At 71.1% G+C, this 23,317-nt stretch carries 23 protein-coding genes and 1 pseudogene; 12 read left to right on the plus strand and 12 right to left on the minus strand.

Going from position 1 to position 23,317, the window contains the following annotated elements; genetic code table 11:
• The first annotated feature begins 24 nt into the window (after positions 1-24).
• The 4 genes from OG272_RS20515 (at position 25) to OG272_RS20530 (ending at position 6,716) form a co-directional block, all read left to right on the plus strand.
• Positions 25-1,764, plus strand: a complete 1,740-nt coding sequence (locus OG272_RS20515) for a dolichyl-phosphate-mannose--protein mannosyltransferase (RefSeq protein ID WP_405894345.1) — start codon at positions 25-27, stop codon at positions 1,762-1,764.
• A gap of 139 nt (positions 1,765-1,903) precedes the next feature.
• On the plus strand, positions 1,904-2,452 hold the full coding sequence (locus tag OG272_RS20520; protein WP_327729322.1) for an N-acetyltransferase: 549 nt from the start codon (positions 1,904-1,906) through the stop codon (positions 2,450-2,452).
• 522 nt (positions 2,453-2,974) lie between these two features.
• The gene (locus OG272_RS20525; RefSeq protein ID WP_328223284.1) at positions 2,975-4,609 is read left to right on the plus strand and encodes a penicillin-binding transpeptidase domain-containing protein; all 1,635 of its coding nucleotides are present in this window, start codon (positions 2,975-2,977) and stop codon (positions 4,607-4,609) included.
• 373 nt (positions 4,610-4,982) lie between these two features.
• Complete coding sequence (locus OG272_RS20530) at positions 4,983-6,716, plus strand: penicillin-binding transpeptidase domain-containing protein (RefSeq protein ID WP_328223285.1); 1,734 nt, start codon at positions 4,983-4,985, stop codon at positions 6,714-6,716.
• 247 nt (positions 6,717-6,963) lie between these two features.
• Here the strand turns inward: OG272_RS20530 and OG272_RS20535 are convergent, their stop codons facing one another.
• Positions 6,964-7,605 carry an alpha/beta hydrolase gene (locus OG272_RS20535; protein ID WP_327729319.1) on the minus strand — a complete coding sequence of 214 codons (642 nt, stop codon included), beginning with the start codon at positions 7,603-7,605 and terminating at the stop codon, positions 6,964-6,966.
• A 251-nt stretch (positions 7,606-7,856) separates the two neighbouring features.
• Here OG272_RS20535 and OG272_RS20540 point away from each other — a divergent pair, with 251 nt between their 5' ends.
• The 4 genes from OG272_RS20540 (at position 7,857) to OG272_RS20555 (ending at position 11,048) form a co-directional block, all read left to right on the plus strand.
• On the plus strand, positions 7,857-8,441 hold the full coding sequence (locus OG272_RS20540; RefSeq protein ID WP_405894347.1) for a YbaK/EbsC family protein: 585 nt from the start codon (positions 7,857-7,859) through the stop codon (positions 8,439-8,441).
• On the plus strand, positions 8,438-9,283 hold the full coding sequence (locus tag OG272_RS20545; RefSeq protein ID WP_326582197.1) for a DMT family transporter: 846 nt from the start codon (positions 8,438-8,440) through the stop codon (positions 9,281-9,283). The genes OG272_RS20540 and OG272_RS20545 overlap by 4 nt, the downstream gene beginning before the upstream one ends.
• Positions 9,284-9,363: 80 nt before the next feature.
• On the plus strand, positions 9,364-9,639 hold the full coding sequence (locus tag OG272_RS20550) for a DUF1876 domain-containing protein (RefSeq protein WP_045556434.1): 276 nt from the start codon (positions 9,364-9,366) through the stop codon (positions 9,637-9,639).
• A gap of 227 nt (positions 9,640-9,866) precedes the next feature.
• On the plus strand, positions 9,867-11,048 hold the full coding sequence (locus tag OG272_RS20555) for a helix-turn-helix domain-containing protein (protein ID WP_328223287.1): 1,182 nt from the start codon (positions 9,867-9,869) through the stop codon (positions 11,046-11,048).
• Positions 11,049-11,217: 169 nt separating this feature from the next.
• Here the strand turns inward: OG272_RS20555 and OG272_RS20560 are convergent, their stop codons facing one another.
• The 6 genes from OG272_RS20560 to OG272_RS20585 all read right to left on the minus strand — a co-directional run bounded on the left by OG272_RS20560 (position 11,218) and on the right by OG272_RS20585 (position 16,687).
• The gene (locus OG272_RS20560; RefSeq protein ID WP_405894349.1) at positions 11,218-12,390 is read right to left on the minus strand and encodes a serine hydrolase domain-containing protein; all 1,173 of its coding nucleotides are present in this window, start codon (positions 12,388-12,390) and stop codon (positions 11,218-11,220) included.
• Positions 12,391-12,517: 127 nt separating this feature from the next.
• Positions 12,518-12,976, minus strand: a complete 459-nt coding sequence (locus OG272_RS20565) for an organic hydroperoxide resistance protein (RefSeq protein WP_327729299.1) — start codon at positions 12,974-12,976, stop codon at positions 12,518-12,520.
• Positions 12,977-13,246: 270 nt separating this feature from the next.
• Positions 13,247-13,720: a MarR family transcriptional regulator gene (locus OG272_RS20570; RefSeq protein WP_326582193.1), complete on the minus strand. Its 474-nt coding sequence runs from the start codon at positions 13,718-13,720 to the stop codon at positions 13,247-13,249.
• Between the two features lie 327 nt (positions 13,721-14,047).
• Positions 14,048-14,854 (minus strand): ABC transporter ATP-binding protein, encoded by an 807-nt coding sequence (locus OG272_RS20575; protein WP_327729298.1) that lies wholly within the window; start codon positions 14,852-14,854, stop codon positions 14,048-14,050.
• Complete coding sequence (gene cbiQ, locus OG272_RS20580; protein ID WP_327729296.1) at positions 14,842-15,603, minus strand: cobalt ECF transporter T component CbiQ; 762 nt, start codon at positions 15,601-15,603, stop codon at positions 14,842-14,844. The genes OG272_RS20575 and cbiQ overlap by 13 nt, the downstream gene beginning before the upstream one ends.
• 1 nt (position 15,604) lies before the next feature.
• Complete coding sequence (locus OG272_RS20585) at positions 15,605-16,687, minus strand: energy-coupling factor ABC transporter permease (protein ID WP_328223289.1); 1,083 nt, start codon at positions 16,685-16,687, stop codon at positions 15,605-15,607.
• Positions 16,688-17,058: 371 nt separating this feature from the next.
• On the opposite strand from OG272_RS20585, the gene OG272_RS20590 reads away from it, so the two are divergent.
• Positions 17,059-17,397 (plus strand): SsgA family sporulation/cell division regulator, encoded by a 339-nt coding sequence (locus OG272_RS20590; RefSeq protein WP_326582189.1) that lies wholly within the window; start codon positions 17,059-17,061, stop codon positions 17,395-17,397.
• Positions 17,398-17,483: 86 nt separating this feature from the next.
• On the opposite strand, the gene OG272_RS20595 is transcribed toward OG272_RS20590, so the two are convergent.
• Together OG272_RS20595 and OG272_RS20600 are read right to left on the minus strand one after the other, a co-directional pair.
• A complete protein-coding gene (locus OG272_RS20595; protein WP_405894352.1) occupies positions 17,484-18,386 on the minus strand; it encodes an intradiol ring-cleavage dioxygenase in 903 nt (300 codons plus the stop codon).
• A gap of 116 nt (positions 18,387-18,502) precedes the next feature.
• On the minus strand, positions 18,503-18,730 hold the full coding sequence (locus tag OG272_RS20600) for a hypothetical protein (RefSeq protein WP_405894354.1): 228 nt from the start codon (positions 18,728-18,730) through the stop codon (positions 18,503-18,505).
• A 169-nt stretch (positions 18,731-18,899) separates the two neighbouring features.
• Here OG272_RS20600 and OG272_RS20605 point away from each other — a divergent pair.
• Positions 18,900-19,255 (plus strand): annotated as a pseudogene (locus OG272_RS20605) (ATP-binding protein).
• A 59-nt stretch (positions 19,256-19,314) separates the two neighbouring features.
• Positions 19,315-20,280, plus strand: a complete 966-nt coding sequence (locus OG272_RS20610; RefSeq protein WP_405894355.1) for a hypothetical protein — start codon at positions 19,315-19,317, stop codon at positions 20,278-20,280.
• Between the two features lie 21 nt (positions 20,281-20,301).
• On the opposite strand, the gene OG272_RS20615 is transcribed toward OG272_RS20610, so the two are convergent.
• Positions 20,302-20,850: a hypothetical protein gene (locus OG272_RS20615; RefSeq protein WP_327729290.1), complete on the minus strand. Its 549-nt coding sequence runs from the start codon at positions 20,848-20,850 to the stop codon at positions 20,302-20,304.
• Between the two features lie 36 nt (positions 20,851-20,886).
• Between OG272_RS20615 and OG272_RS20620 the strand changes: the two genes are divergently transcribed.
• Positions 20,887-21,351: a hypothetical protein gene (locus tag OG272_RS20620; RefSeq protein ID WP_326582183.1), complete on the plus strand. Its 465-nt coding sequence runs from the start codon at positions 20,887-20,889 to the stop codon at positions 21,349-21,351.
• Positions 21,352-21,361: 10 nt separating this feature from the next.
• Here OG272_RS20620 and OG272_RS20625 read toward each other — a convergent pair whose 3' ends face one another.
• On the minus strand, positions 21,362-21,853 hold the full coding sequence (locus tag OG272_RS20625) for a DinB family protein (protein WP_405896045.1): 492 nt from the start codon (positions 21,851-21,853) through the stop codon (positions 21,362-21,364).
• A 103-nt stretch (positions 21,854-21,956) separates the two neighbouring features.
• Positions 21,957-23,183 carry an epoxide hydrolase family protein gene (locus OG272_RS20630; RefSeq protein WP_405894358.1) on the minus strand — a complete coding sequence of 409 codons (1,227 nt, stop codon included), beginning with the start codon at positions 23,181-23,183 and terminating at the stop codon, positions 21,957-21,959.
• Between the last annotated feature and the right edge of the window lie 134 nt (positions 23,184-23,317).

Here is a 23,317-nt window from a genome sequence, read left to right on the forward strand (position 1 = left end):
AGCGGTGTTCCCTACGATGGCGCGGTGACCAGTACCGCGTCCTCCACGGACACCCGGCAGGACCAGGCCACCGAAGACCAGCGGCCGTCGTGGCAGCACCGCCTGCGCCGATTCGGCTACGCGGCGCCGCCGAGAGGCGACGTCCGCACCCGACTGGTGCCCCCGTACACCCGGCCGAGCCCGCGTGTATGGGCCGTGCTCGGGCTGCGCGAGGAGGTCGCGGGGCGCCTGGTCCGCTGGTCGGCGTGGGGCGGTCCGCTGCTGGTGACGCTGGTCGCGGGGCTGATGCGGTTCTACAACCTGGGCAGCCCGAGGGCGGTGATATTCGACGAGACGTACTACGCCAAGGACGCGTGGGCGATCGTCCACCGCGGATACGAGGTCAACTGGGCCAAGAACGCCAACGAGCTGATCCTCCAGAACAACGGGAACGTTCCGATCCCGACGGACCCGGCGTACGTGGTGCACCCACCGGTCGGCAAGTACGTGATCGGGCTGGGCGAGCTGATGTTCGGGTTCAACCCGTTCGGCTGGCGCTTCATGGCGGCCCTGCTCGGCACGCTGTCCGTGCTGATGCTCTGCCGGATCGGCCGCCGGATCTTCCGCTCGACGTTCCTCGGCTGCCTCGCGGGCGGCCTGATGGCGGTGGACGGCCTGCACTTCGTGATGAGCCGCACGGCACTGTTGGACCAGGTGCTGATGTCCTTCGTGCTGGCCGCGTTCGGCTGCCTGGTCATCGACCGCGACAAGGCACGCCAACGCCTGGCCGCCGCGCTCCCCCCGGACGGCGACGGAGTCGTACGCCCCAACTCCCTCATCGCCGAGACGACCCGCCTGGGCCCGCGCCCGTACCGCTGGCTGGCCGGCCTCTGCCTGGGCCTGGCCCTCGGCACCAAGTGGAACGCCCTGTACTTCCTGATCTTCTTCGGGATCATGGCGGTGCTCTGGGACTACGCGGCCCGCAAGGTCGCCGGCGCCCGCCGGCCGCTGATCGCCATGCTCCAGCGCGACCTGGGCCTCGCGTTCCTGTCCACGGTCCCGGTCATGATCGTCACGTATCTGGTCTCCTGGACGGGCTGGATCCTCTCCCCGGACGACGGCACCGGCGGCTACTACCGCAACTGGGCCGCGACCGAGGGCAAGGGCGGCTGGTTCAGCTGGCTGCCGGACTGGCTGCGCAGCCTGTGGCACTACGAGCACGCGGTCTACGAGTTCCACATCGGGCTGTCGTCACCGCACACGTACCAGTCGAACCCGTGGAGCTGGATCGTCGTCGGCCGCCCGGTCTCGTACTTCTACGAGTCCCCGTCGCCCGGCAAGGACGGCTGCGCCACCGACACCGCCGACAAGTGCGCCCGCGAGGTCCTGGCCATCGGCACGCCGCTCCTGTGGTGGGCCGCCGCCTTCGCGGTCGTGTACGTCCTGTGGCGCTGGTTCTTCCGCCGCGACTGGCGCGCGGGAGCGATCGCCTGCGGTGTCGCCGCCGGCTACCTCCCCTGGTTCCTCTACCAGGAACGCACGATCTTCTTCTTCTACGCCATCGTCTTCCTCCCCTTCCTCTGCCTCGCCGTCACGATGATGATCGGCGCCATCCTCGGCCCGCCCGGCGCGCCCGAACGCCGCCGAGTGGCCGGCGCCGCCGCCGCCGGCGTCCTCGTCCTCCTCATCACCTGGAACTTCATCTACTTCTGGCCCGTCTTCACGGGCCAGGCCATCCCGATCGACAGCTGGCGGTCGCGGATGTGGCTGGACACCTGGGTCTAGCTGGACCAACGACGACTACGAGGGCGCGGCGGTCTGCCGCGCCCTCGTAGTCGTCGTTGGTCGTTACGTCACTCACCGCGCATCCTTCGGGCTTCAAAACCGTGTGCGAGCGACTGGGACGGGTCCTTACCCTCCGGTCATGGATCTTCGCGAGGAACTTCCGAGCGACAGAGAGTCCGTGCGGGACATCCACCTGCGGGCGTTCGGTGATCACGGCCCTGTCGTGGCCGACCTGGTCGATACCCTGCGGGGCACGATCACGCCCGCGGACGGTCTCTCACTGGTCGCTGAGCTCGACGGGCAGATCGTCGGGCACATCATGTTCACCCGCGGTCTGCTCGACGCCCCTCGGCGACTGGTCGAGGTGCATGTGCTCAGCCCGTTGGCCGTCATGCCCGAGCATCACCGGCGCGGTATCGGCTCGGCCCTGGTCCGGCACGGGCTGAAGACCCTCGCCGAGCGGGCCGTCCCCCTGGTCTTCCTGGAGGGCGATCCGGGCTACTACTCCCGCTTCGGCTTCGCGCCCGGTGACGACCAGGGCTTCCGAAAACCGTCCCTGCGCATTCCGGATGGTGCCTTCCAGGCCCTCGGACTCCCGGGGTACGAGCCATGGATGACAGGGACGCTGGTCTACGCGGAGCCGTTCTGGCGCCACGACGCAGTCGGCCTCCGCGACCCCAGCGCATAGCGCCGCGAGAACCTCTACCCTTTTCGTGCCATGCCGTGTCGTGACGTGACGTGACGTGTCGTGACGCGCCGTGCCGTGCGGAGCTGGTCCCGACGGCGCGAGGTCGCCAGGCTGTCCGGGGGCAGAACGCGTGCGCGTCCGCCAGATCGAGATCGAGGACGACGAGGACAGCGCCTGCTGCGTGCCAGGGCTTCTCGCCTCGCCTTCCCCGACGGGGCAAACCCACCGCGCCGCCTTCCCCGACCGGGCAACCCACCGCGACGCCCTGCGGACCACCCGCGCCCGATGCCGACCGCGGCCGATATGGCCGGATAACCGGGCGCGCTGGCCTGAACCCGGTTCGTTGGGGTTGCTGGGCTAACAATCAGGGCACGCACAGGAAGCATTTCTCCCACGCGTCACTCCGGCGTGTTTACAGTGAGCCTCGGCAAGCGGTTTCTGAACGTGTTCAAAGGGTTTGGAGGCCGCCTGGCGTAAGGCCATCAGGGCGCGACGGGGTAGGCACGGGGAGAGGGGCGCGGGATGCGCAAGGGGGTCAAGGTCGCCATAGTCGGCGGGGTGTTCGCGGCGATGGTGGGGGGTGCCGGGTACGGCGGGTACAACTTCGTGACGGCGCTCAACGAGAGCGGTGCGGGCCCGGAGAAACGGACCGGGCCGCCGAGCGCGGACGAGGTCCGGGAGACGTCGGAGAAGTTCTTCGCGGCCTGGGAGAAGGGCGACTCGGCCACGGCGTCGTCGTACACGAACAACGCGGTGGACGCGGGGAAGGTGTTCGGCAGCTTCGTCGACACCGCGCGGATCGACGACGTGAAGATCGAGCCGGGCAGACCGACCGGCACCGGCGGCCGGACCGTCCCGTACTCCGTCGAGGCGACGGTGTCGTACCAGGGGAAGAGCAAGGAACTCGCCTACAAGAGCCGGCTGACCGTCGTGCGCGGGAAGACGACCGGGCGGGCGCTGGTCGACTGGCAGCCCTCCGTCGTGCACCCCGAACTGAAGGACGGCGACACGCTGTTCACCGGGGAGGCCGCGGCACCGCCCATCGAGGCCGTGGGCCGGAACGGCGAGGTGCTGACCAAGGAGAAGTACCCCTCCCTGGGACCGATCCTCGACACCCTGCGCGAACGCTACGGCGCCGACGCGGGCGGCACCCCCGGTGTCGAGCTGGGCATCCTGCGCACCACCACGAACGCCGGCGACACCACCCTGCTGACCCTCGCCAAGGGCAGGGCGGGCAAGCTGGAGACCACGATCAGCGCGCGGGCGCAGGCGGCGGCCGAGAAGGCGGTCAAGAAGTACGCCGAGTCGTCCGTGGTCGCCCTGCAGCCCAGCACCGGTCAGGTGCTGGCCGTCGCCAACAACCGCGAGGACGGCTTCAACGCGGCCTTCCAGGGCGAACTCCCGCCCGGCTCCACGATGAAGATCGTCACCGCCGCGATGCTCATCGACAACGGCGTGACCTCCATGAACGGCCCCGCCCCCTGTCCCGACACGGCCACCTGGATGAGCCAGACCTTCAAGAACCTGCCGGGCCTGAAGGCCGACGAGACCCCGAACGCCACGCTCGCCAAGAGTTTCACGCAGTCCTGCAACACGGCCTTCATCAAGCTGATCGACGAGAAGCCGCTCACCGACGCGTCGTTGACCGAGGAGGCGCAGGAGCGGTTCGGGATCGGCCGGGACGACTGGAAGACGGGCATCGTCTCCATGGACGGCAAGGTGCCGCCGTCCGGCGGGCCGAACCGGGCCGCCAACGCCATCGGTCAGGGTGACGTCCTGATGAACCCGTTGAACATGGCGTCGGTGACGTCCACGGCGATCACGGGGCAGTTCCGGCAGCCGTATCTGGTGTCACCGAAGCTGGACGACCGGGAGTTGGCCACGGCGAAGGGTCTGCGGGCCGGCACCTCGTCACAGTTGAAGCAGATGATGAGGCTGACCGCGACGCAGGGGACGGCGGCGACCGTCATGAACGGGCTCAGCGGGGACATCGGGGCGAAGACCGGGTCAGCGGAGATCGACGGGCAGGCCGTGGCCGACAGTTGGTTCACCGGGTTCCGCGGGGATGTGGCGGCGGCGGCGATGTCGGAGGGCGGCGGCCGCGGGGGCGAGTCGGCCGGGCCGATCGTGGTGGAGGTGCTCAAGGCCGGGGGGTGAGCGCCCCGGTCGCGCCATAGGGGTGCGGATCGGTTCCGGGGTGCGGTTGTGTGTGGTTGCGTGTGGTTGCTCGCGCCGTTCCCCGCGCCCCTGAATGACGATCCCGCGCCCCTTGGATGACGATCCTGGGCCCCTTGGATGACGATCCTGGGCCCCTTGGCAGGGGGTCCTGCGGGCTGGAAAGCACGGGCGCAGCCACTGCTTTCCAGGGGCGCGGGGCCGTGTCGATGTGCGGCTCCGTCGCGGGGCGCGACCAGCCCCCACCCACCCGCACATATCCTCGGCCGAACCCACGGAGTGATCCGCGGGACTCTAGTGTGGTGGTTCTCGTTGAGGGACGAGAGGCAGCCGGGGGCAGCGGAAGGTCGGGAGCGTGGGTAAGAGAAGGCGTGTCGACGAGCGGAAGGCCGCGAAGTCGGGCAGGTCACGGCGGCACCTGGTGCTGGGCGGCGTGGCGGTCGCCGCCCTCGGTGGCGGAGCGGTCGCCGTGTACACGGTGTTCGGCGCCGGTGCTTCGGCCGACGACGGTTCGGCCGACGCCAAGGCCGTGAAGAGCGGTCCCCTGTCCGCCGGAGAGGTCCGTACGGCCGCGACCACGTTCCTCACCGCCTGGCAGAAGGGCACCGTCACGAAGGCCGCCGCCGCCACGGACGACTCGGCGTCCGCGAAGACCGCGTTGACCGGCTTCACCAAGGACGCCCACATCGAGGACGTCACGCTCACCCGTGGCAAGCGCTCGGGCGACGAGGTGCCGTTCACGGTCAAGGGCACGGTCTCCTACAAGGGCACGGAGAAGCCGCTGACGTACAAGTCCGCCCTCACCGTCGTGCGGGCGGAGAAGGACGGCGAACCCGTCGTCGACTGGCAGCCGTCCGTCGTCCACCCCGACCTCGACGAGGGCGACCGGCTGGTGACCGGCGAGGCGGGAACGCCCCCGGTGAAGGCCCTCGACCGGGACGGCGGCGAACTGACGACGAAGAAGTACCCGTCGCTGGGCTCGGTTCTGGACGGCCTGCGGGAGAAGTACGGCAAGAAGGCGGGCGGCAAGGCGGGCGTCGAGCTGCGGATCGTCCGGGCGGACCCGGCGCAGGACGAGTCGAACGCGTCGGATGGGTCGGCTGGGTCGGACAAGTCGGACGACAAGTCCGCCAAGGAGAAGGCCGCCGACAAGACGCTGCTGGAGCTGAGCGAGGGCACCCCGGGGGAGTTGAAGACGACGCTCAGCCCGGCGCTCCAGGCCGTCGCCGAGGAGAAGGTGGCGGCCACGAAGCGGGCGTCGGTGGTCGTGATGCGGCCCTCGACCGGCGAGATCCTGGCCGCGGCGAACTCCAGCAGCTTCAACGTGGCGTTCCAGGGCTCGCTCGCCCCCGGCTCCACGATGAAGATCGTGTCGTCGGCGCTGCTCATCGACAAGGGCCTGGCCTCGGCGGACAAGGTCCACCCGTGCCCCAAGTTCTCGTCGTACGGCGGCTGGAAGTTCCAGAACGACGACAAGTTCCAGATCAAGAACGGCACGTTCAAGGCGAGCTTCGCGCGCTCCTGCAACACCGCCTTCATCTCCCAGGCGAAGAAGCTGGACGACAACTCCCTGACCCAGGAGGCCCAGCAGGTCTTCGGGCTCGGCCTGAACAACTGGGCGATCGGCGTGTCCAGCTTCGACGGCGCGGTGCCGGTGCAGAGCGACGCCCCGATGGCGGCCTCGCTGATCGGCCAGGGCGGGGTGCGGATGAATCCGCTGAACATGGCGTCGGTGGTGTCGACGGCCAAGACGGGCGTCTTCAAGCAGCCCTATCTGGTCGCGCCGTCCGTCGACGGCCGCACCCTCGCGACCGCCACCCGGCCCATGTCCGCCACCGTCCGCTCCCAGCTCACCGAACTCCTGCGGTACACCGCCGCGGCCGGTACGGCGGCCGAGGCGATGTCGGGCCTCGGCCCCGACTACGGCGCCAAGACGGGCTCCGCCGAGGTCGACGGCCAGAAGGAGCCCAACGGCTGGTTCACCGCCTGGAAGGGCGACCTGGCCTCCGCCGGAGTCGTCCAGCAGGGCGGCCACGGCAGCGAGTCGGCGGGCCCGATCGTGGCGGCGCTGCTGAAGGCCGGCAGCTGAGGACGACGGCTGCCTACGGGCGGCTGACGGTCGGCGGCTGCCTACGGGCCACTGACGGTCGGCGGCTGTCCACGGGCCACTGACGATGGGCGGCTGACCGTCGGCGGCTGACGGTCGGCGGCTGACGATGGGCGGCTGACGGTCGACGGCTGACGGTCGACGGCTGACGGTCGACGGTCGACGGTCGACGGTCGACGGTCGACGGCTGACGATGGGCCACTGACGGCCGGCAGCTGATCCCAGCCGGTCACGTACGGCCGAGGACGGGGGCCTTCTCGTACGACTCGGGTGACGGGTCCAGGCACCAGTCGAACACCGACGGCCAGGAACCGTAGCCCGCGTCCAGGTCGAGATGGGCCTCGCCCGGCAGTACGTCGGCGGGCAGGCCCAGCGGTTCGGCGTAGACGACGGCCGCGCCGCCGGGGCAGTACGGGTCGTTGTCGGTGCCGACGACCCGGGTGTACGAGGCGGCCAGGGCCAGCCGCGCGGGCGTCAGCGGCGGCGGGGCGAACTCGGCGACCTCCGGGTGCTCCAGGAGGACCTCCGGGGCGGGCGGGGCGACGAGGAGCACGCGGTCGACGGGGCCGGACAGGACGTCGTCCCGCGCCACCGCGTGCAGCCACAGCAGGCAGGCCAGGCTGTGGCAGACCACCGTGATCCGCCGGTCCGCCAACTCGCCCAGCAGCGCGTCCAGTTCCGCCAGCCACCGCTCCAGGTCCGGGTCGTCCGCCTCCGGCAGCCGCGGGTACGCCACCTCGTGGCCCAGGTCGGTGAGGCGGTCGGCCAGCCAGTGCTGCCAGTGGGCGGCCGGGCGGTGGTTCTGCCAGCCGTGGAGGATGAGGAAGGCGCGGGTGCCGTCGGCGGGCGGGGTAGGCGGAGTCTCTGTCATCCCCCGATCGTCAGCGAAACGGATCAGTCGGTCCAGTGCGTCTCTGTGGCTGGATGGGTTGTTCGTCGGGTGCGGGTCCGGTGGGGCTTCTCGCGCAGTTCCCCGCGCCCCTGAAAGCCCAGGCCCCTGCGGGCCTGGAAGGCGACGGGCAGGTGGGCGCGGGCCGCGACCAGCCCCACCCACCCGCACCCGCCGTACCACCTCGACAACCCGGTCGCATGGCGGGTACACCCACCGCTAGCGTGCCCGCCATGACCAACGACGCACAGGACACCGAGGGCTCCGGAGCCCACCCCCGTTTCGCCGAGGCGCTCACCGCGCTGGGTCTGGGCGAACTGCACGCCGAGATCCGCCGGTTCCCGGAGGCCACCCGGACCGCGGCGGAGGCGGCCACCGCGCTCGGCTGCGAGTTGAGCGCGATCTGCAAGTCGCTGATCTTCGCGGCGGACGGCGTCCCGGTGCTGGTGCTCATGGACGGCGCGTCGAGGGTGGACGTGGAACTGGTCCGGCGTGAACTCGGCGCCGAGAAGGTCACCCGGGCCCGCGCCGACGTCGTACGGGAGACGACCGGGTACGCGATCGGCGGGGTCCCGCCCTTCGGACACCGGACGAGGACCCGCGTCCTCGCGGACCGCTCGCTCCTCGACCACGCCACGGTGTGGGCGGCGGCCGGTACCCCGTACACCGTCTTCCCCATGGATCCCAAGGCGCTGATCGCCCACGCGGGCGCCACCCTGGTGGACGTCCGGGAGGCCGCAGACACCGCAGACGCCGCAGACGCCGCAGACGCCGCACGCACCGCAGACGCCGAGGGCACCCCCGAGCGGAACGCGTGACGCCGGTCGTCACCGCGGCGGTGCTGCTCGCCGCGGTCACCCACGCCAGCTGGAACGCGATCGCTCACAAGATCACGGACAAGCTCGTCGGCTTCGCCCTGATATCCGGCGGCGGCGCGCTGATCGGGTTCGCGATGGTGCCGTTCGTGCCACTCCCGGAGGCGGGCGCGTGGCCGTATCTGATCGCCTCGGCGGTCATCCACCTCGTGTACTACGTGCTGCTGATGACGTCCTTCCGGCTGGGCGACTTCGGCCAGGCGTACCCCATCGCGCGCGGCTCCGCGCCCCTCGTCGTCACCGTCCTCGCCGCGGTCTTCGCCCACGAGGTGCCGGACGGCTGGGCGGCGGCCGGCATCCTGCTGAGCTGCGCCGGGCTGACCGGGGTCGCGCTGTGGGGCCTGCGCGGCGACCGGCCGCACTGGGCGGCCATCGGGGCGGCGCTGGCCACGGGCCTGTCGATCGCCTCGTACACGGTCGTGGACGGCCTCGGCGTACGGGCCTCCGGGTCCGCCCTGGGCTACATCGCCTGGCTGATGGCCCTGGAGGGGCTCGCGATCCCCGCGTACGCGGTCTGGAGGTGGCGCGGCGGGACGGTCGCCCTGCTCCGGCCGTTCGCCGCCGTGGGCCTGCTCGGCGCCGCGCTGTCGGTGGCGGCGTACGGGCTGGTCCTGTGGGCCCAGACGAAGGCGGAGTTGGCCCCCATCGCGGCCCTGCGGGAGTCGTCGATCATCGTGGGGGCGGCGATCGGGGCGGTGTTCTTCAAGGAGCGGTTCGGGGCGCCGCGGATCGTGGCGGCGGGGCTGGTGGTGGTGGGGATCGGGCTGATGCTGCGGGCCGGGTAGACGCGTCGCGTGCCGGCCAGGCCGTGCGTCCGCGGCCGCGGAGGAGCACTCTGGAAAGAGCGGTTCCGGAGGTGATCGTCATGATGAAAACCGCTGTCGGATGGCACATCGAGCTGGAGTTCCAGGAGGACGATCAGCGCACACGGGCGGCGGCCCTCGTACGGCTCCCCGACGGGAAGGAAGTACGCGCCAACGGCTACGCCAGCCGCCACCAGACCGACTCCAATCAACCCCGGGTCGGCGAGGAGATAGCCGGGGCGAGGGCACTGAACGAGCTCGCCATGAAGCTCCTCACCAAGGCCCACGACGAGATAGACGAGGCATCGGGCCGGACGTCCCACCCGATAGCCCTCTGAGCACGGGCACGGGCACGAGCACGGCCGACGTCGACCGCGGCCCACCCGTCCGCCCCGGCCCGCGCAGCCCCGCACAGCCGCGGGCAGTCGTGCCGCTGGGGCGGCACGGGTGGGCGCGGTGGGCGCGGTGGGCCCGCAGGCGCCGTGAGCGCCGGTGAGCCAACCCGCCCGGCCGCGGCCTTCGGGTGCCCAACAGCCGCAGTGCAGCCCTGTGGTTGACTGGCCCCGTGTTGCACGAGTCGGTCTTCCGGTCCGTGGACCTCCCGGTGGACGCCCGGTTCGAGGCCTGGGCGGAGCTGCTGCGGCAGACGCACGCGCCCATGGGCCTGGTCCCCCTCCCGCAGTCGCGACCCGGCCCCGCCGACGACTACTACGCCCACCAACGCCTCATCCCCCTCGGCGACGTGACGATCTGGCCCGCCACCTTCGACCCGATCGTCTTCCGCCGCACCCCGAAGATGATCCGCCAGTCCGACCCGGAGACGTTCCACCTGTCCCTTCTCCTCCAGGGCGAGGGCGCCGCCACCTGGGGCAGACAGCAGGTCGCGTACGAGGCGCAGGACTTCCACGTCAACTGCACCTCGATGGCGTACGAGATCCTCACCGGCACCGACCCGGTCACCACCGTCGGCCTCGAAATACCCCGCTCACTCGTCGCCCTGCCCGCGCGCAGGGCGGACCAGGTGATCGGCAGCCGCCTGTCGGGCCGGGAGGGCGTCGGCGCGCTGCTCGCGCAGTTCCTGATGCAGCTGGCGGCGGACACGGCCCCGTACCGGCCCGCCGACGCGCCCCGCCTCGGCACGGTCGTCGCCGACCTGATCACCGCGCTCTTCGCCCACGCCGCCGACACGGAGCCGCGGCTGACGCCGGAGGCTCACGGGCGGACGCTGCTCCTGAACATCAAGGCGTTCATACGGCGGCACCTGGGCGATCCCGACCTCACCCCCACGGCCATCGCCGACGTCCACCACATCTCACGCAGCTATCTGCACCGGCTCTTCCAGGCGGAGGGCCTGACCGTCGCCGCCTACGTCCGCGACCAGCGGCTGCGCAACGCGCACCGCGACCTCACCGACCCCGACCCGGTGCTGCGGGCCACGCCGATCCACGCGATCGGGGCGCGCTGGGGGTTTCCGCGCGCGGCCGAGTTCAGCCGGGCGTTCCGGGCGGCGTACGGGATGCCGCCGGGTGAGCTGCGGCGAACAGTGGACGCGTTGCCAAGTGAGAGTGGACCGTCAGCCAACGACAGCGGGCGGAATTCCGCGCATCCTGGAGATCGCCGCCGCGGCGGGCGGCCGTCCGGATCTCCGGGATCGGGCCAGGACACCAGCGGGGGAGCCCTGGGCCGGTCCGGCCGCTCGTCCGCGACGGCCGCTCCGCGGGGCGCGGCCTCCGGGTACGCCTCCTAGCCAGGGGCACCTGCCAGACCCGGGGCACCTCCCAGCCCTGGGACACCTGCCAGCCGGGGGCACCTGCCAGCCGGGGCGCGCTCCCGCCGGGCGGCTTCGGGCCTTGCGGCTTCGGGCCGGGCGGGGCTGGTTCCGCGGTTCCCTGCGCCGCTGAGGACCGGAGCGCCCTCTAGCCCAGCGCCTCCCTCACCGCCCGCACCAGCGCCTGAGCCCTCGGGTCCGCCGTCACCGACTTGCGGTAGCCGTTCGTGATGTAGCCGAGGGCGAGGCCGGAGTCGGGGTCGGCGAAGCCGAGGGGGCCGCCTCGGCCGGGGTGGCCGAAGGAGCCCGGGGCCAGCAGCGGGGAGGCGGTGCCGTGGAGCATGTAGCCCAGGCCGAAGCGGCTGTTGATGACGAGGACGCGGTCGGGGCCGGAGGATTCCTCGGCGCGGGCCGCCTCCAGGGTCGCCGGGCCGAACAGCCGTACGCCGTCGACCTCGCCGATGAGCGCCGCGTAGAAGCGGGCCAGGCCGTCCGCCGTGGCGATGCCGTTGGTCGCGGGGAGCGCGGACGCGCGGTACGCGGGGTCGTTCTGGTCGGGGAACGGCGTGATCGCGGCGAAGGCGCGACGCGTGAGGGAGTCCGGGTCGTCGTAGGCCGCGGTGACCGACCGCTTGGCGCGGACCCGCAGGCCGCCCGTGGGTTCGGGCGCCGACTCCAGCCGGCCCGCGTAGCCGACCCGGCCCGCCGCCGCCACCGAGTCCGGCAGCCCCAGCCACAGGTCCGACTCCAGGCCCAGCGGGGCGGCGATGTCCGACGCGATCCACTCGCCGGTCCCCCGGCCGGTCACGCGGCGGACCAGTTCGTCGAGCATCCAGCCGTACGTCAGGGGGTGGTACCCGTGGGCGGTGCCGGGCTCCCAGGCGGGGGACTGCGCGGCGACGGCCTCGGGGCCCCGGCGCGGGTCCAGCGCCTCGCCGGGGGTGAGGGGACGGTCGAGGACGGGAAGCCCGGCCTGGTGGTTGAGCACCTGCCTCACCAGCACCCGGTCCTTGCCGCGCGCCTTGAACTCCGGCCAGTACCGGCCCACCGGCGCGTCGAGGTCCAGCTCGCCGCGCTCGGCCAGCAGCAACGGCACGGCGGCGGCGACGCCCTTGGTCGCCGAGCGCATGATCTGGGCGGTGCCGTGCTGCCAGGGCTCGCCGCCGTCGACGTCCCGGGTGCCGGCCCACAGGTCGACGACCTTGCGGCCGTGCCGGTAGACCACGACCGCCGCGCCCCGCTCGCCCAGCGCCTCGAAGTTGCGCACGAACGCGGCCCGCACCGGCTCGAAGCCCTCGGCGACCGTACCGTTCACGTCCACGCCGGTGCTCCCTGTCCGTTCACTCACCACGACGACTCACTCCCACGACGACGGGTGCAACGTACACGCACGGCCCCGGATTCCTCGGCCCGGGGCCGCTTCGGCCGCCTCAGCCGCCTCGGCCGCCTCAGCCCAGCACGATCGTGACGTCGATGTTGTCGCGGGTCGCGTTCGAGTACGGGCAGACCTGGTGGGCCGCGTCGACGAGCTTGGCCGCGATGTCCTGGTCGAGGACCGGGAGGGAGACGCTGAGGGCGACGGCGAGGCCGTAACCGCGCTGCTTGTTGGGGCCGATGCCGACCTTCGCGGCGACGGTGGAGCCGGTCAGGTCGTAGCCCGCGCGGCGGCCGACGAGGACCAGCGCGTTGTGGAAACAGGAGCTGTACCCGGCGGCGAACAGCTGCTCGGGGTTGGTGCCGTTGCCGTCGCCGCCCATCGCCGGCGGCATCGCGACCTTGAGGTCGATCTGGCCGTCCAGGCTGCTGATGTAGCCGTCCCGGCCGCCGTGCGCGGTGGCCTCGGCGACGTACATGATCTTCGTCGGACGAGTATCGGAAAGGGTCTCCCCCGCGGCGTCGTCAGTCATTCCCTTGGCCTCCCCCAGGACGAGCGCGTGGCCTCCCCAGGACAGGCGCGCACGAATACATCGTGCACAAGGTACCGGCTGGTAGGTGCCTATCGGTTACCCGGGGGTAGTAACCACGGGTAACACAAGGTCACCGCCGATCCGGGGAAGGGGAGAGGGAGATGGAGATGGAGGGGCCGACCGGTCACCCTCGCTCGCCCCCTTCCCCTCGACCTCACCCTCGACCTCACCATCGCCCTCGCCCTCGCCCTCGCCCTCGCCCTCGCCCGCTCAGCGGCCCGCCGCCTTCGTCGCCCGCGCCGTCAGCTGCCACAGCTCCTCCCGCAGCCGGACCACCTCGGGGCCGTGGAGTCCGGTGGCGGCGGTCAGGGTGGCGGGGACGGCCGCCGCGCGGTCGCGGAGCTGTTCGCCGCGCCCGGTGAGAGCGATCCGCACCGAACGCTCGTCCCGCGGCGACCGCTCCCGGCGCAGCAGCCCGGCCGACTCCAGCCGCTTCAGCAGCGGCGAGACCGTGCCGTAGTCGAGCCGCAGGGCGCCCGCGAGTTCCTTGACGGTGGTCTCGCCTCGCTCCCAGAGGGAGAGCATGACCAGGTACTGCGGGTAGGTGAGGCCGAGTTCGTCGAGCAGCGGGCGGTACGCGGCGGTGACCGCGCGCTGTGCCGCGTACAGCGCGAAGCACAACTGCTCGTCGAGGAGTAGCGAACCGTGCCGTTGCGCATCCGCTTGATTCGTCACGGGGGCCATTGTTGCGGATGTTCGCGTGGGCCGGTCGGGGCGAGTGTGGTTGTCCGCGGGTCCGGTGGGGCTTCTCGCGCAGTTCCCCGCGCCCCTGAAAGACCAGGCCCTGCGGGCCTGGAAGGCGACGGGCCGGGGGGCCTGAAAGGCCACGGCCCCGCGGCCCCGTGGGCCTCGGCCCCGGGGGCCGTGGGCCGTGGGCCGTGGGCCGTGGGCCGTGGGCCGAAGAGCATGGGGCGTAGCCCCTGCTCTTGGGGGGCGCGGGGAACTGCGCGAGAAGCCCCACCGGACCCGCACCCGGCGAACAACCCGTACCCCCGAGCTCTATCCCGAGCCCTATCCCGCCCTCACCGCTCGCGGGTCGAACCCGAACGGCAGTTCAAGCCGATGCGCCCGCATCAGCTCGTCGTCGACGAGGAGTTCACCGGTCACCCCGTCCGCCGCGATGACCCCGTCGCTGAGGATCAGCGAGCGCGGGCACAGTTCGAGGGCGTACGGCAGGTCGTGCGTGACCATGAGGACGGTGACGTCCAACGACCGCAGGATGTCGGCGAGTTCGCGGCGCGAGGCGGGGTCGAGGTTGGAGGACGGCTCGTCGAGGACGAGGATCTCGGGCTCCATGGCGAGCACGGTGGCCACGGCCACCCGGCGCCGCTGCCCGAAGGAGAGATGGTGCGGCGGCCGTTCCTTGAACTCCGTCATGCCGACCTGCCCGAGGGCCTTGTCCACCCGGGCCTCCAGCTCGGCGCCCTTCATTCCCGCCGCGGCGGGCCCGAAGGCCACGTCCTCCCGCACGGTCGGCATGAACAACTGGTCGTCGGGGTCTTGGAAGACGATGCCGACCTTCCGCCGGATCTCGGCCATGTGCCGCTTGCCGACCGGCATCCCGGCGACGGTCACCGCGCCCGCGCCCCCGGTGAGGATGCCGTTGAGGTGCAGGACGAGGGTGGTCTTCCCGGCCCCGTTCGGCCCGAGCAGGGCGACCCTCTCCCCTCGCCCGACGGTGAAGTCGACGCCGAAGAGGGCCTGGTGGCCGTCGGGATAGGCGAAGGCCAGGCCGGCGACTTCGAGGGACGGGGGCACGGAGTCGAGGGACGGGGGCAGGAGATCCTCGGGATTCTTGGACGCGGTCACAGGCTCCATCCCAGCAGACATACGACGAGCGCGGCGACCGGGAGGGCGAAGGCGTACGACCACTGCGCCCGGGACGCGGTCACCTCGTCGATGACGGGCATGGTGCCCGCGTACCCCCGGCTGATCATGGCCAGATGGACCCGCTCGCCCCGCTCGTACGAGCGGATGAACAGCGCCCCGGCCGACGTGGCGAGCACCCCCCAGTGCCGTACGCCGCTCGCCTCGAACCCGCGCGACTCGCGCGCGATCCGCATCCGTCGCATCTCATCGGTGATCACATCGCCGTAGCGGATCATGAAGGACGCGATCTGGACGAGGAGCGGCGGCAGTTTGAGGCGCTGGAGCCCCAGGAGGAGTTCGCGGAGCTCGGTCGTGGACGCGAGGAGGACGGAGGCGGCGACGCCCAGCGTCCCCTTGGCGAGGACGTTCCAGGCACCCCAGAGCCCGCTGACGCTCAGCGACACCCCGAGGACCTCGACCCGCTCGCCCTGCGCCACGAACGGCATGAGCACGGCGAACGCGACGAACGGGATCTCGATCAGCAGCCGCCTCAGCAGGAACCCGGCGGGTACGCGGGCCACGTACGCGACCGCGCCGAGGAGCACCGCGTACAGCCCGAACGCCCACATCGCCTCCCGTGGCGTCGACACCACGACGATCACGAAGGCGAAGACGGCCGCCAGTTTGGTGTGCGGCGGCAGGGCGTGCACGGGCGAGTGCGCGTGCCGGTAGAGCTTGTGTGCGTGACCCGCGCCCATGTCAGGCGTTCTCGGGCACGGAGGTGGGGGACGTGGCGTCGCCCTCGCCGGTACGCCGCCTGCGTACGGACCAGAAGACGCCCGTACCGGCGACGACCGTGACGCCGACGCCGATCACGCCCGCGAGACCGCCCGACATCCGGGCGTCGGTGAGGCCCTCGACGCCGTAGTCGGCGAGCGGGGAGTCGGCGGCGGCGTGGTCCTCGGCCTTGGCGTCGATGCCCTTGTCGGCGGCGACCTTCTCCAGCCCGTCGGGGCTTGCGGAGGCGTAGAAGCTGACGACACCGGCGAGGAGGAGGGAGACGCCGAGGCCGGCGAGGATCAGCCGGCGGGGCGACCGGGCGGCCACGGGTGCGGGCGTCGGCCCGGGTGCGGGCGTCGGCCCGGCCGCGGGCGCGTCGACCAGCTCGCCGTTGACACGCAGCTTCAGCGGGGCGGTCAGGCCCCGGGCACCATGGACGAGGTCCGGGCGTACGGCGATGACGGCACCGACGGTGGCGGCGGTGATCGCGGCCTCGCCGATGCCGATGAGGACGTGGACCCCGACCATGGCGGTGAGAACCGAGCCGATCGGCACGTCCGTGGTGCCGCCGATCGCGTAGACGAGGGTGAAGGCGGCGGCCGCGGCGGGCACGGAGACCAGGGCGGCGACGAAGGCGGAGACGGTGACGGAGCGCCGCTTCCTGGGGAGGACGGTGACGAGCCCGCGGAAGACCGCGTATCCGACGACGGAGGTGATGACCCCCATGATCGTGATGTTCACGCCGAGGGCGGTGAGGCCGCCGTCGGCGAAGAGGATGCCCTGCATCAGGAGCACCACGGACAGGCACAGGACCCCGGTACAGGGGCCCACGAGAATCGCGGCCAGGGCACCGCCGAGCAGATGTCCGCTGGTCCCGGCCGCGACCGGGAAGTTCAGCATCTGCACGGCGAAGATGAACGCGGCGACGAGCCCGGCGAGCGGCGCCGTCCGCTCGTCCAGCTCACGCCGGGCGCCACGCAGGCTCACGGCGACCGCACCGGCGGCGACGACTCCGGCGACCGCCGAGACGGGGGCGTTGATGAATCCGTCGGGGACGTGCATACGAGGGCTCGCTCTCCTGGTCGGGGGCCGGGCCACCGGGTGGGACGCACTGGCTGGGGGGGGTGGGGCGGGGGGTCTGCGGGTGGCTGGAACCTTACGATGATAGAGCCCTATTGCGAGTCTCTTGCAAGAGCGATGCGGGACTGATTAGCGAACGGCTCGCCGAACTCCGGGGGACGGACCCCCTCCCCCTCGGTTCCCGTGCGCCCTCGCGGGGTACTCAGGACCTTGCCGCCACGCCCTGACAGGGGCCTCCGGCACCCTCACAGGGCTTCCGGGGGCGCCGGGCGGAAAATATGCGACATTGGAGAGGCAGCGGACAGCGGATTCACAGCTTCTGCTTGCGTCACTCAGCGTTGAGGAGTTGCCCGATGTCTGTCACCGTCGAGCAGTACGCCCGGGCCCATGTCGTCACGGACTCCCCCGAGGACCGGGACACCGTGCCGGTCGTGCTCCGCTACGACCCCGACGCCTCCGCCGTCCGCGTGCGCCTGCCCGGCCCTGACGAGTGGACCTTCCCCCGCGACCTTCTCGAACGCGGCCTCCGCACCCCCACCACCTCCGGCCCCGTGAGTATCTGGCCCTGCGGCCGCGTCCAGGCCGTCATGGAGTTCCACTCCGCCCAGGGGGTGGCGGTGATGCAGTTCGACACGAAGGCGCTGATCCGCTTCCTGCGCCGGACGTACACGGCCACGCCGGTGGCGCACTGAGCGGAGGGGCACACGGCGCACCTCGGCCGAGCCGAGCCGGGCCGCGGAACCGGGGGCGGCTCCGGCTCCGCGGCCCGGCAGCCGCGTCACACCGGCACGGTGAGGGTGGCCGTGTAGCCCTTGTCAGTGCTGCCCTCGGTGGTGGCGAGCTGTTGGTCGTAGCCGTCGCTGAAGATCATGTCGCTCTCCAGGGAGAGCTGGCTGAGGTTCTCGACGCTCTGGCTGTAACCGTCCGTCGCGTACACGGTGTCGCAGACGTCCTTGGGGAAGGCGAGCTGCGAGGTGGCGGCGACGTCCTGGCCGCCGGTGGCGTCGTCGAGGCTGTCGTAGACCTCGAAGTGGATGTGCGGCCAGCGGCCCGTGTAGCAGGCCGGGAAGATCGACGTGAAGGTGACCTGGCCCTTGTCGTCGGTCTCCTGGACGCCGCGCAGATAGTTCTCCTCGGTGACGCCGTCGGTGTAGAGGGAGTACCTGCCCTCCCGGTCGCAGTGCCACAGGTAGACGGCCGCGCCCTCCTTCGGGGTGTCGCAGCCGGAGGCCTGGTCGACGACCGTCAGCGTGATCGTCAGCGGGATGCCTTCGGCGACACCGTCGGCCGAGCCGAAGCTCTTGGTGATGTCCCGCCGGACGACACCGCTCTCCTTGAGGACGTTCGGGCCGTTCGAGCCGTCACCGGGGTACGGGCCGGCCGTCTCTTCCGGGATGACCTCGCAGTCCGAGCCGGAGGAGTTGCCCGAGGACGAGGAGGAGGACGAGCCGGAGGAGGACGAGTCCGACGCGGCGCCGTTGCCGGAGTCGTCCGAGGAACAGGCCGCCACCAGCGGGACCATGCTCGCGCCGGCCAGCAGTCTGATCATGCGGCGGCGGGCGAACACGGGGAGGTCGTAGGAGAGCCCTCTGTCGAACTCGTCGTCGTGGTGGTGGTGGTGGCCGTGGCTGTGGCCGTTGCCGCTGCTGCTGTTGCCGCCGCTGTTGCTCGCTGTGCTCATGATGCCGACCGCGCTTTCGGAATGTCCCGTCATGGAATGCCCGGATGCTATGAGCGATTGCTGTGTGCTTCCCAGGTGTCCGCCATGGACACCTTCTCAGGCGGCGCGGACCTACGTCACCGTGCGGCCGACAGCATCACGAGCGCGAACAGCACGACAGGCGCCACGATCATGGCGGTCAGGTCGACGACCAGCGTCCGCGTCATCCCCAGCACCGGGAAGAGAACCAGCCCGCTCAGGAGCCAGTAGCCGTAGATCCGGCCCGCGAGATGCCAGGCCTGGGTTTCCTCCTCGCTGGTGGTGGGCTCCACGAACCACACCCCGACCGCCACCAGAAGGAGCACGCAGCACAGGAGGAGGTCCCCTGCCCCCACGCCGACCGCGACCCGCGTGTCGGCGCTGCGTATCCGTCTTCGGAGTCGTATCGCGCGGATCATCGGGTGGTCAGTCCCCCTGTGATGTGGACGACGTGCCGCAACTGTCCAACTCGACATCCCCATAGGCAACTTCAGCATACTCCCGTCCCCCACACCACGCGGCGCCCGCCTGGCTCGCCCTGGACCCGGTGCGGGCACGTCGTCGCGGAACTCGCGGCCAACACGGCGACCCACGCCCGCGTGGCCGGCCGCGACTTCCGCCTCACCCTCTACGTCATCGGCGACACGCTCCGCATCGAAGCCACCGACACCCGCCCCCAACACCCCGCCCCCGACCACGAGTCCGGCCGAGGCCTCCTCCTCGTCACCGCACTGGCGGACCGCTGGGGCGTGGCGGAGGGACCGAAGCCGCGGAAGACGGTGTGGGCGGAGGTAAGCACGAGAGCGCCTATCACCCCTGCGGGTGAATACTCCCAACTCCGCCAGGTCTGAGCATAGTTGTCCGTCATATGCTCACACCCAAGAGTGACGAAAGGACCGGACACCACCCGATGGTCAGTTCCCCCCACGAAGCCATGCACCGGATCTTCCAACAGGACCCCGGTGTCTTCGCCCGCGCCGTACGAGCACTCGGCATCCCCTTCGACGATCCGGTCTCGGCCACGCCGTTCCCCACCGACCTGACGGAGAACCGTCCGCTGGAACGGCGGGTGGACACGCTGCTGAGTATCGAGACGAAGAAGGGCAAGTTCCTTCTGGCCGTCGAGGCCCAGGGAAAGAAAGTCCCCGAGAAGCCCAGGAACTGGGCCTACTACGTGGCGCACCTGCACGCGAAGTACCAGATGCCCGCCGTTCTCCTCGTGGTGTGCGACAGCCGGAGCACAGCCGCCTGGGCGTCCGAGGCCGTGGACTTCGGCCCACCCGAGTGGCCTTCCCTCACACTGCGCCCTCTGGTCCTGGGGCCGGACAACGTGCCGGTCATCGACGACCCGGTCCAGGCTCGCCGCGACATCCCACTGACCGTTCTGTCCGCTGTCCTTCACCGCCGCGACCCATGCGCCGGTGCCATACTCAAAGTACTGGTAGACGCTCTGAAGGGCCTCGAAGCCCGCGACCCCGACACCGCGACGATCTTCGTAGAACTGACATCTCAGAGGCTGGGCGAAACCTCGGCCGCCGCTACCTGGAGGGACCTCATGACCGACCTCTCGTTCTTCACGTCGCCGATCTCCGAGGAAATCCGGGCGGAGGGGAGGGCGCAGGGCGTCGCGCAGGGCGTCGCGCAGGGCGTCGCACAAGGGGTCGCGCAGGGCGTGGCCAAAGGGTTGACCGAGGCAAAGATCGAGGACATCCTGCTGCTCCTCGACGGCCGCGACGTGCACGTGTCCGATGCCGATCGCGACCGCATCACCTCCTGCCACGACCTCGACACCCTCAACCGCTGGTTCACCCGCGCGATCAGGGCCACCTCCGTCACCGAGGTGTTCGGCGAGGACCGAGCCGACACCGGGGAGTGACCCCTGCCTCGGTGCTGGTGGTCAACGGCCCCGTCGCCGTCGGCGTTCCTTGGTCAGGCGCACGGCCCAGCTTCCGATGATCAGGAACCCGGCGTAGATCGCGCTCTGGACCCAGGTGAAGGGTGGGCTCCGCAGTTGGCCCACGAGCCAGATGAGCACCAGGTAGACGGTCCAGTAGCTGAGCCAGAGCAGGCCCTCGAACCAGACCGGCAGGGTGCCGTCCCGGACGGGCGGCTGGGGAGGGTCCCAGCGAAAGCCTCCGTTGCGTGCGTAGTGGGCCTGACGGCGGCGTTCGACGCGGCAGACGAGCCACACGAAGAGCCCCAAACCCACCCCGGGCAGGGCCGCCTGAAGGAGAAGCACGGGGTCGTGGAAGGCGGACACTCCGGAGGCGACCAGCAGGCCGAAGGTGACGCCGAAGAGCAGGCCCGTGCCCACCGGGTGCCGGGCCACGAAGACCTGGACCTTCGGGGGAGGCTCCGCACCGCCGTGGCGCCGGTCGAAGTCCAGAAAGGCCCGCCGCAGTCTCTCCACCCACGCCTCCCACAGCCCCGCCTGCCGGCGCCCCACCTGTCGCCGTCCATCCCCGCGTGATCAGCTTGGACCGTGGAGACCATCATCGCCAGTGGCATAGCCGTACTCGGCACACTCCTCGGCTCGGGTCTGACGCTCGCCTTCCAGCAGCGCACCACGGACCGGAGCCACGAGTTCGCCCGCCGGGAGAGGCTTCGCCAGGAGCGCCTCGACGCCTACTCCGCGTACGCCGGCGCGCTGATCAACTACCGCCGCTGCCTCGTCCACCTGTGGTTCTGCGAGCGTGAACAGCCGCCCCCGGAGGACCCCGACACGGTCCGCGTGCGCGCGTACGACCTGCGCTCCGGCGCGCAGGAGGCCTTGTTCCGCGTGCAGATGCTCACGGACGACGAAGCCCTGAGCCTGGCCGCGGAGACCGTCCTCGCCGATGTCACCGCCGTCCACAAGGCCGACAGCAGGCCGGAGTTCGACGAGCGCCGCGTACGGACCCGGGACGGGATCGCCCGCCTGATCAGAACGGCCAAGCAGCACTTCTGAGGCCGCGTACTCACGCCCCCACCGTCCCGTCCACCCCCTCCCGCAGAAAGTCCGCGTGACCGTTGTGGCGGCCGTACTCCAGCAGCACGTGAACCATGACCATCCGCAGCGAGACCTCCTCGCCCCACCTGGGCTGGTAACCGGCGAGGTCCAGGGACTCCGCCTCCCGTTCGATACGGCGCGAGGTCTCCACCTCCGCCTCCCACGCCCCGAACGCCTCCGCCCGCGTCGAGGCGCTCGCGTCGTACGCCGCCTGGAAGTCGATCTCCTTCGACCACACCATGGGGGCGTCGTGATCCTCGAAGGCCCGGCGGAACCAGGCCCGTTCCACCTCCGCCATGTGTCGCACGAGGCCCAGCAGAGAGAGGGCCGACGGGGGCATCGACCGGCTGCGCAGCTCCTCGTCCGAGAGGCCAGCGCACTTCATGGCGAGCGTCGCGCGGTGATAGTCGAGGAAGGCGCGGAGCGTCTCGCGTTCGGTACCGAAGTGGGGCGGCCCCATGCGGTTGTCACCGCGGTCGCCGCGGTCGCCGCCCTCACCGGTCACATCAGCCACATCGGTCTCATCTCATCGGTCGCATCGGTCACCGGTCATGCCCTCGCAGTCAGAGAATCCTGTCGAAGAAGACGCGGATGTCGGTCGCCAGTGCCACCGGCTCGTCCATCCCCACGAAGTGGCTCCCCGGGTTCGACTCCGGCCAGTGCACGATCCGATTGTCGCGTTCGGCGAGGCGGCGGATCGCGGGCGGGCCGCAGTACACGCCCGTCGGGGCGTGCTTCTGCCCCTCCGGCCACGCGAACTCCCGGCGGTTGTACATGAACCAGGACGACGTGCCGGAGGTGCCCGTCAGCCAGTAGAGCGCGACGTTCGTGAGGAACAGGTCACGGTCACGGTCGCGGTCGTGGTCACGGATGCCGAAGTCCTCGAACTTCTGCATCATCCAGGCGAGTTGGGCCACCGGCGAGTCGTTCCAGGCGTACGCGAAGGTCTGCGGGGCGAAGCGGAGGAGGGTGTGGTGGTCGACGCCGCCGACCGACCACTGCTTGATCATCTCGTGGTGGGCCCGCTCGGCGTCGGTCAGTTCGGGGACGTCCTTCTCCGTGGGGAAGCCGAAGCCACCGTTGATGTGGACGCCGACGACATGCGAGGGGGCCGTACGAGCCACCGCCGGCGCCAGGTACGCGCCCAGGTCGCCGCCCTGAACGCCGTAGCGGTCGTAACCGAGGCGGCGCATCAACTCGGCCCACATGCGCGCCACGTCGTCGATGCCGAAGCCCTCCTCCCTCGGCCCCTCGGAGAAGGCGAAGCCGGGGACGGACGGGGCCACGACATGGAACCCGCGCTCCGTCAGCGGACCGATCAGACGCGTGAACTCGACGACCGAGTGGGGCCAGCCGTGAGAAAGCAGGAGAGGGACGGCGTCGGGCCGGGGCGAGCGCACATGGAGGAAGTGCACGTCCAGGCCGTCGATCTCGGTCAGGAACTGGGGGAACGCGTTGAGGCGGCGTTCCTGGGCCCGCCAGTCGTACGTCGTGCGCCAGTACTCGGCCAGCTCCCGCACCGCCGCCACCGGCGCGCCCCTGCCGAAGCCGTTCCCCTCGCCCGGCAGCTCTCGAGGCCAGCGCGTACGCGCCAACCGGTCCTCCAGGTCGTCCAGTTCGGCCTGCTGGATGTCGATGCGGAAGGGACGGATCTCGGTGTCGGTGTCGGTGTCGGTGTCGGTGTCGGTGTCGGTGTCGGTGTCGGTGTCGGTGTCGGTGTCGGTGTCGGTGTCGGTGTCGGTGTCGGTGTCGGTGTCGGTGTCGGTGTCGGTGTCGGTGTCGGTGTCCATGGTCGGTCGCTCCGGTTCCGGTGGGTGACGCGTACGACCACGCTAGGAACCGTATAGGCCGGATCTTGTCCGCTATGCCGCCTGTCCTCTATGCCCAGGCCCAGCCACCCGGCGGACCCCGGGAACGCGGAAGC

The organism is Streptomyces sp. NBC_00104 (assembly GCF_045160825.1).
Classification (GTDB): Bacteria; Actinomycetota; Actinomycetes; order Streptomycetales; family Streptomycetaceae; genus Streptomyces.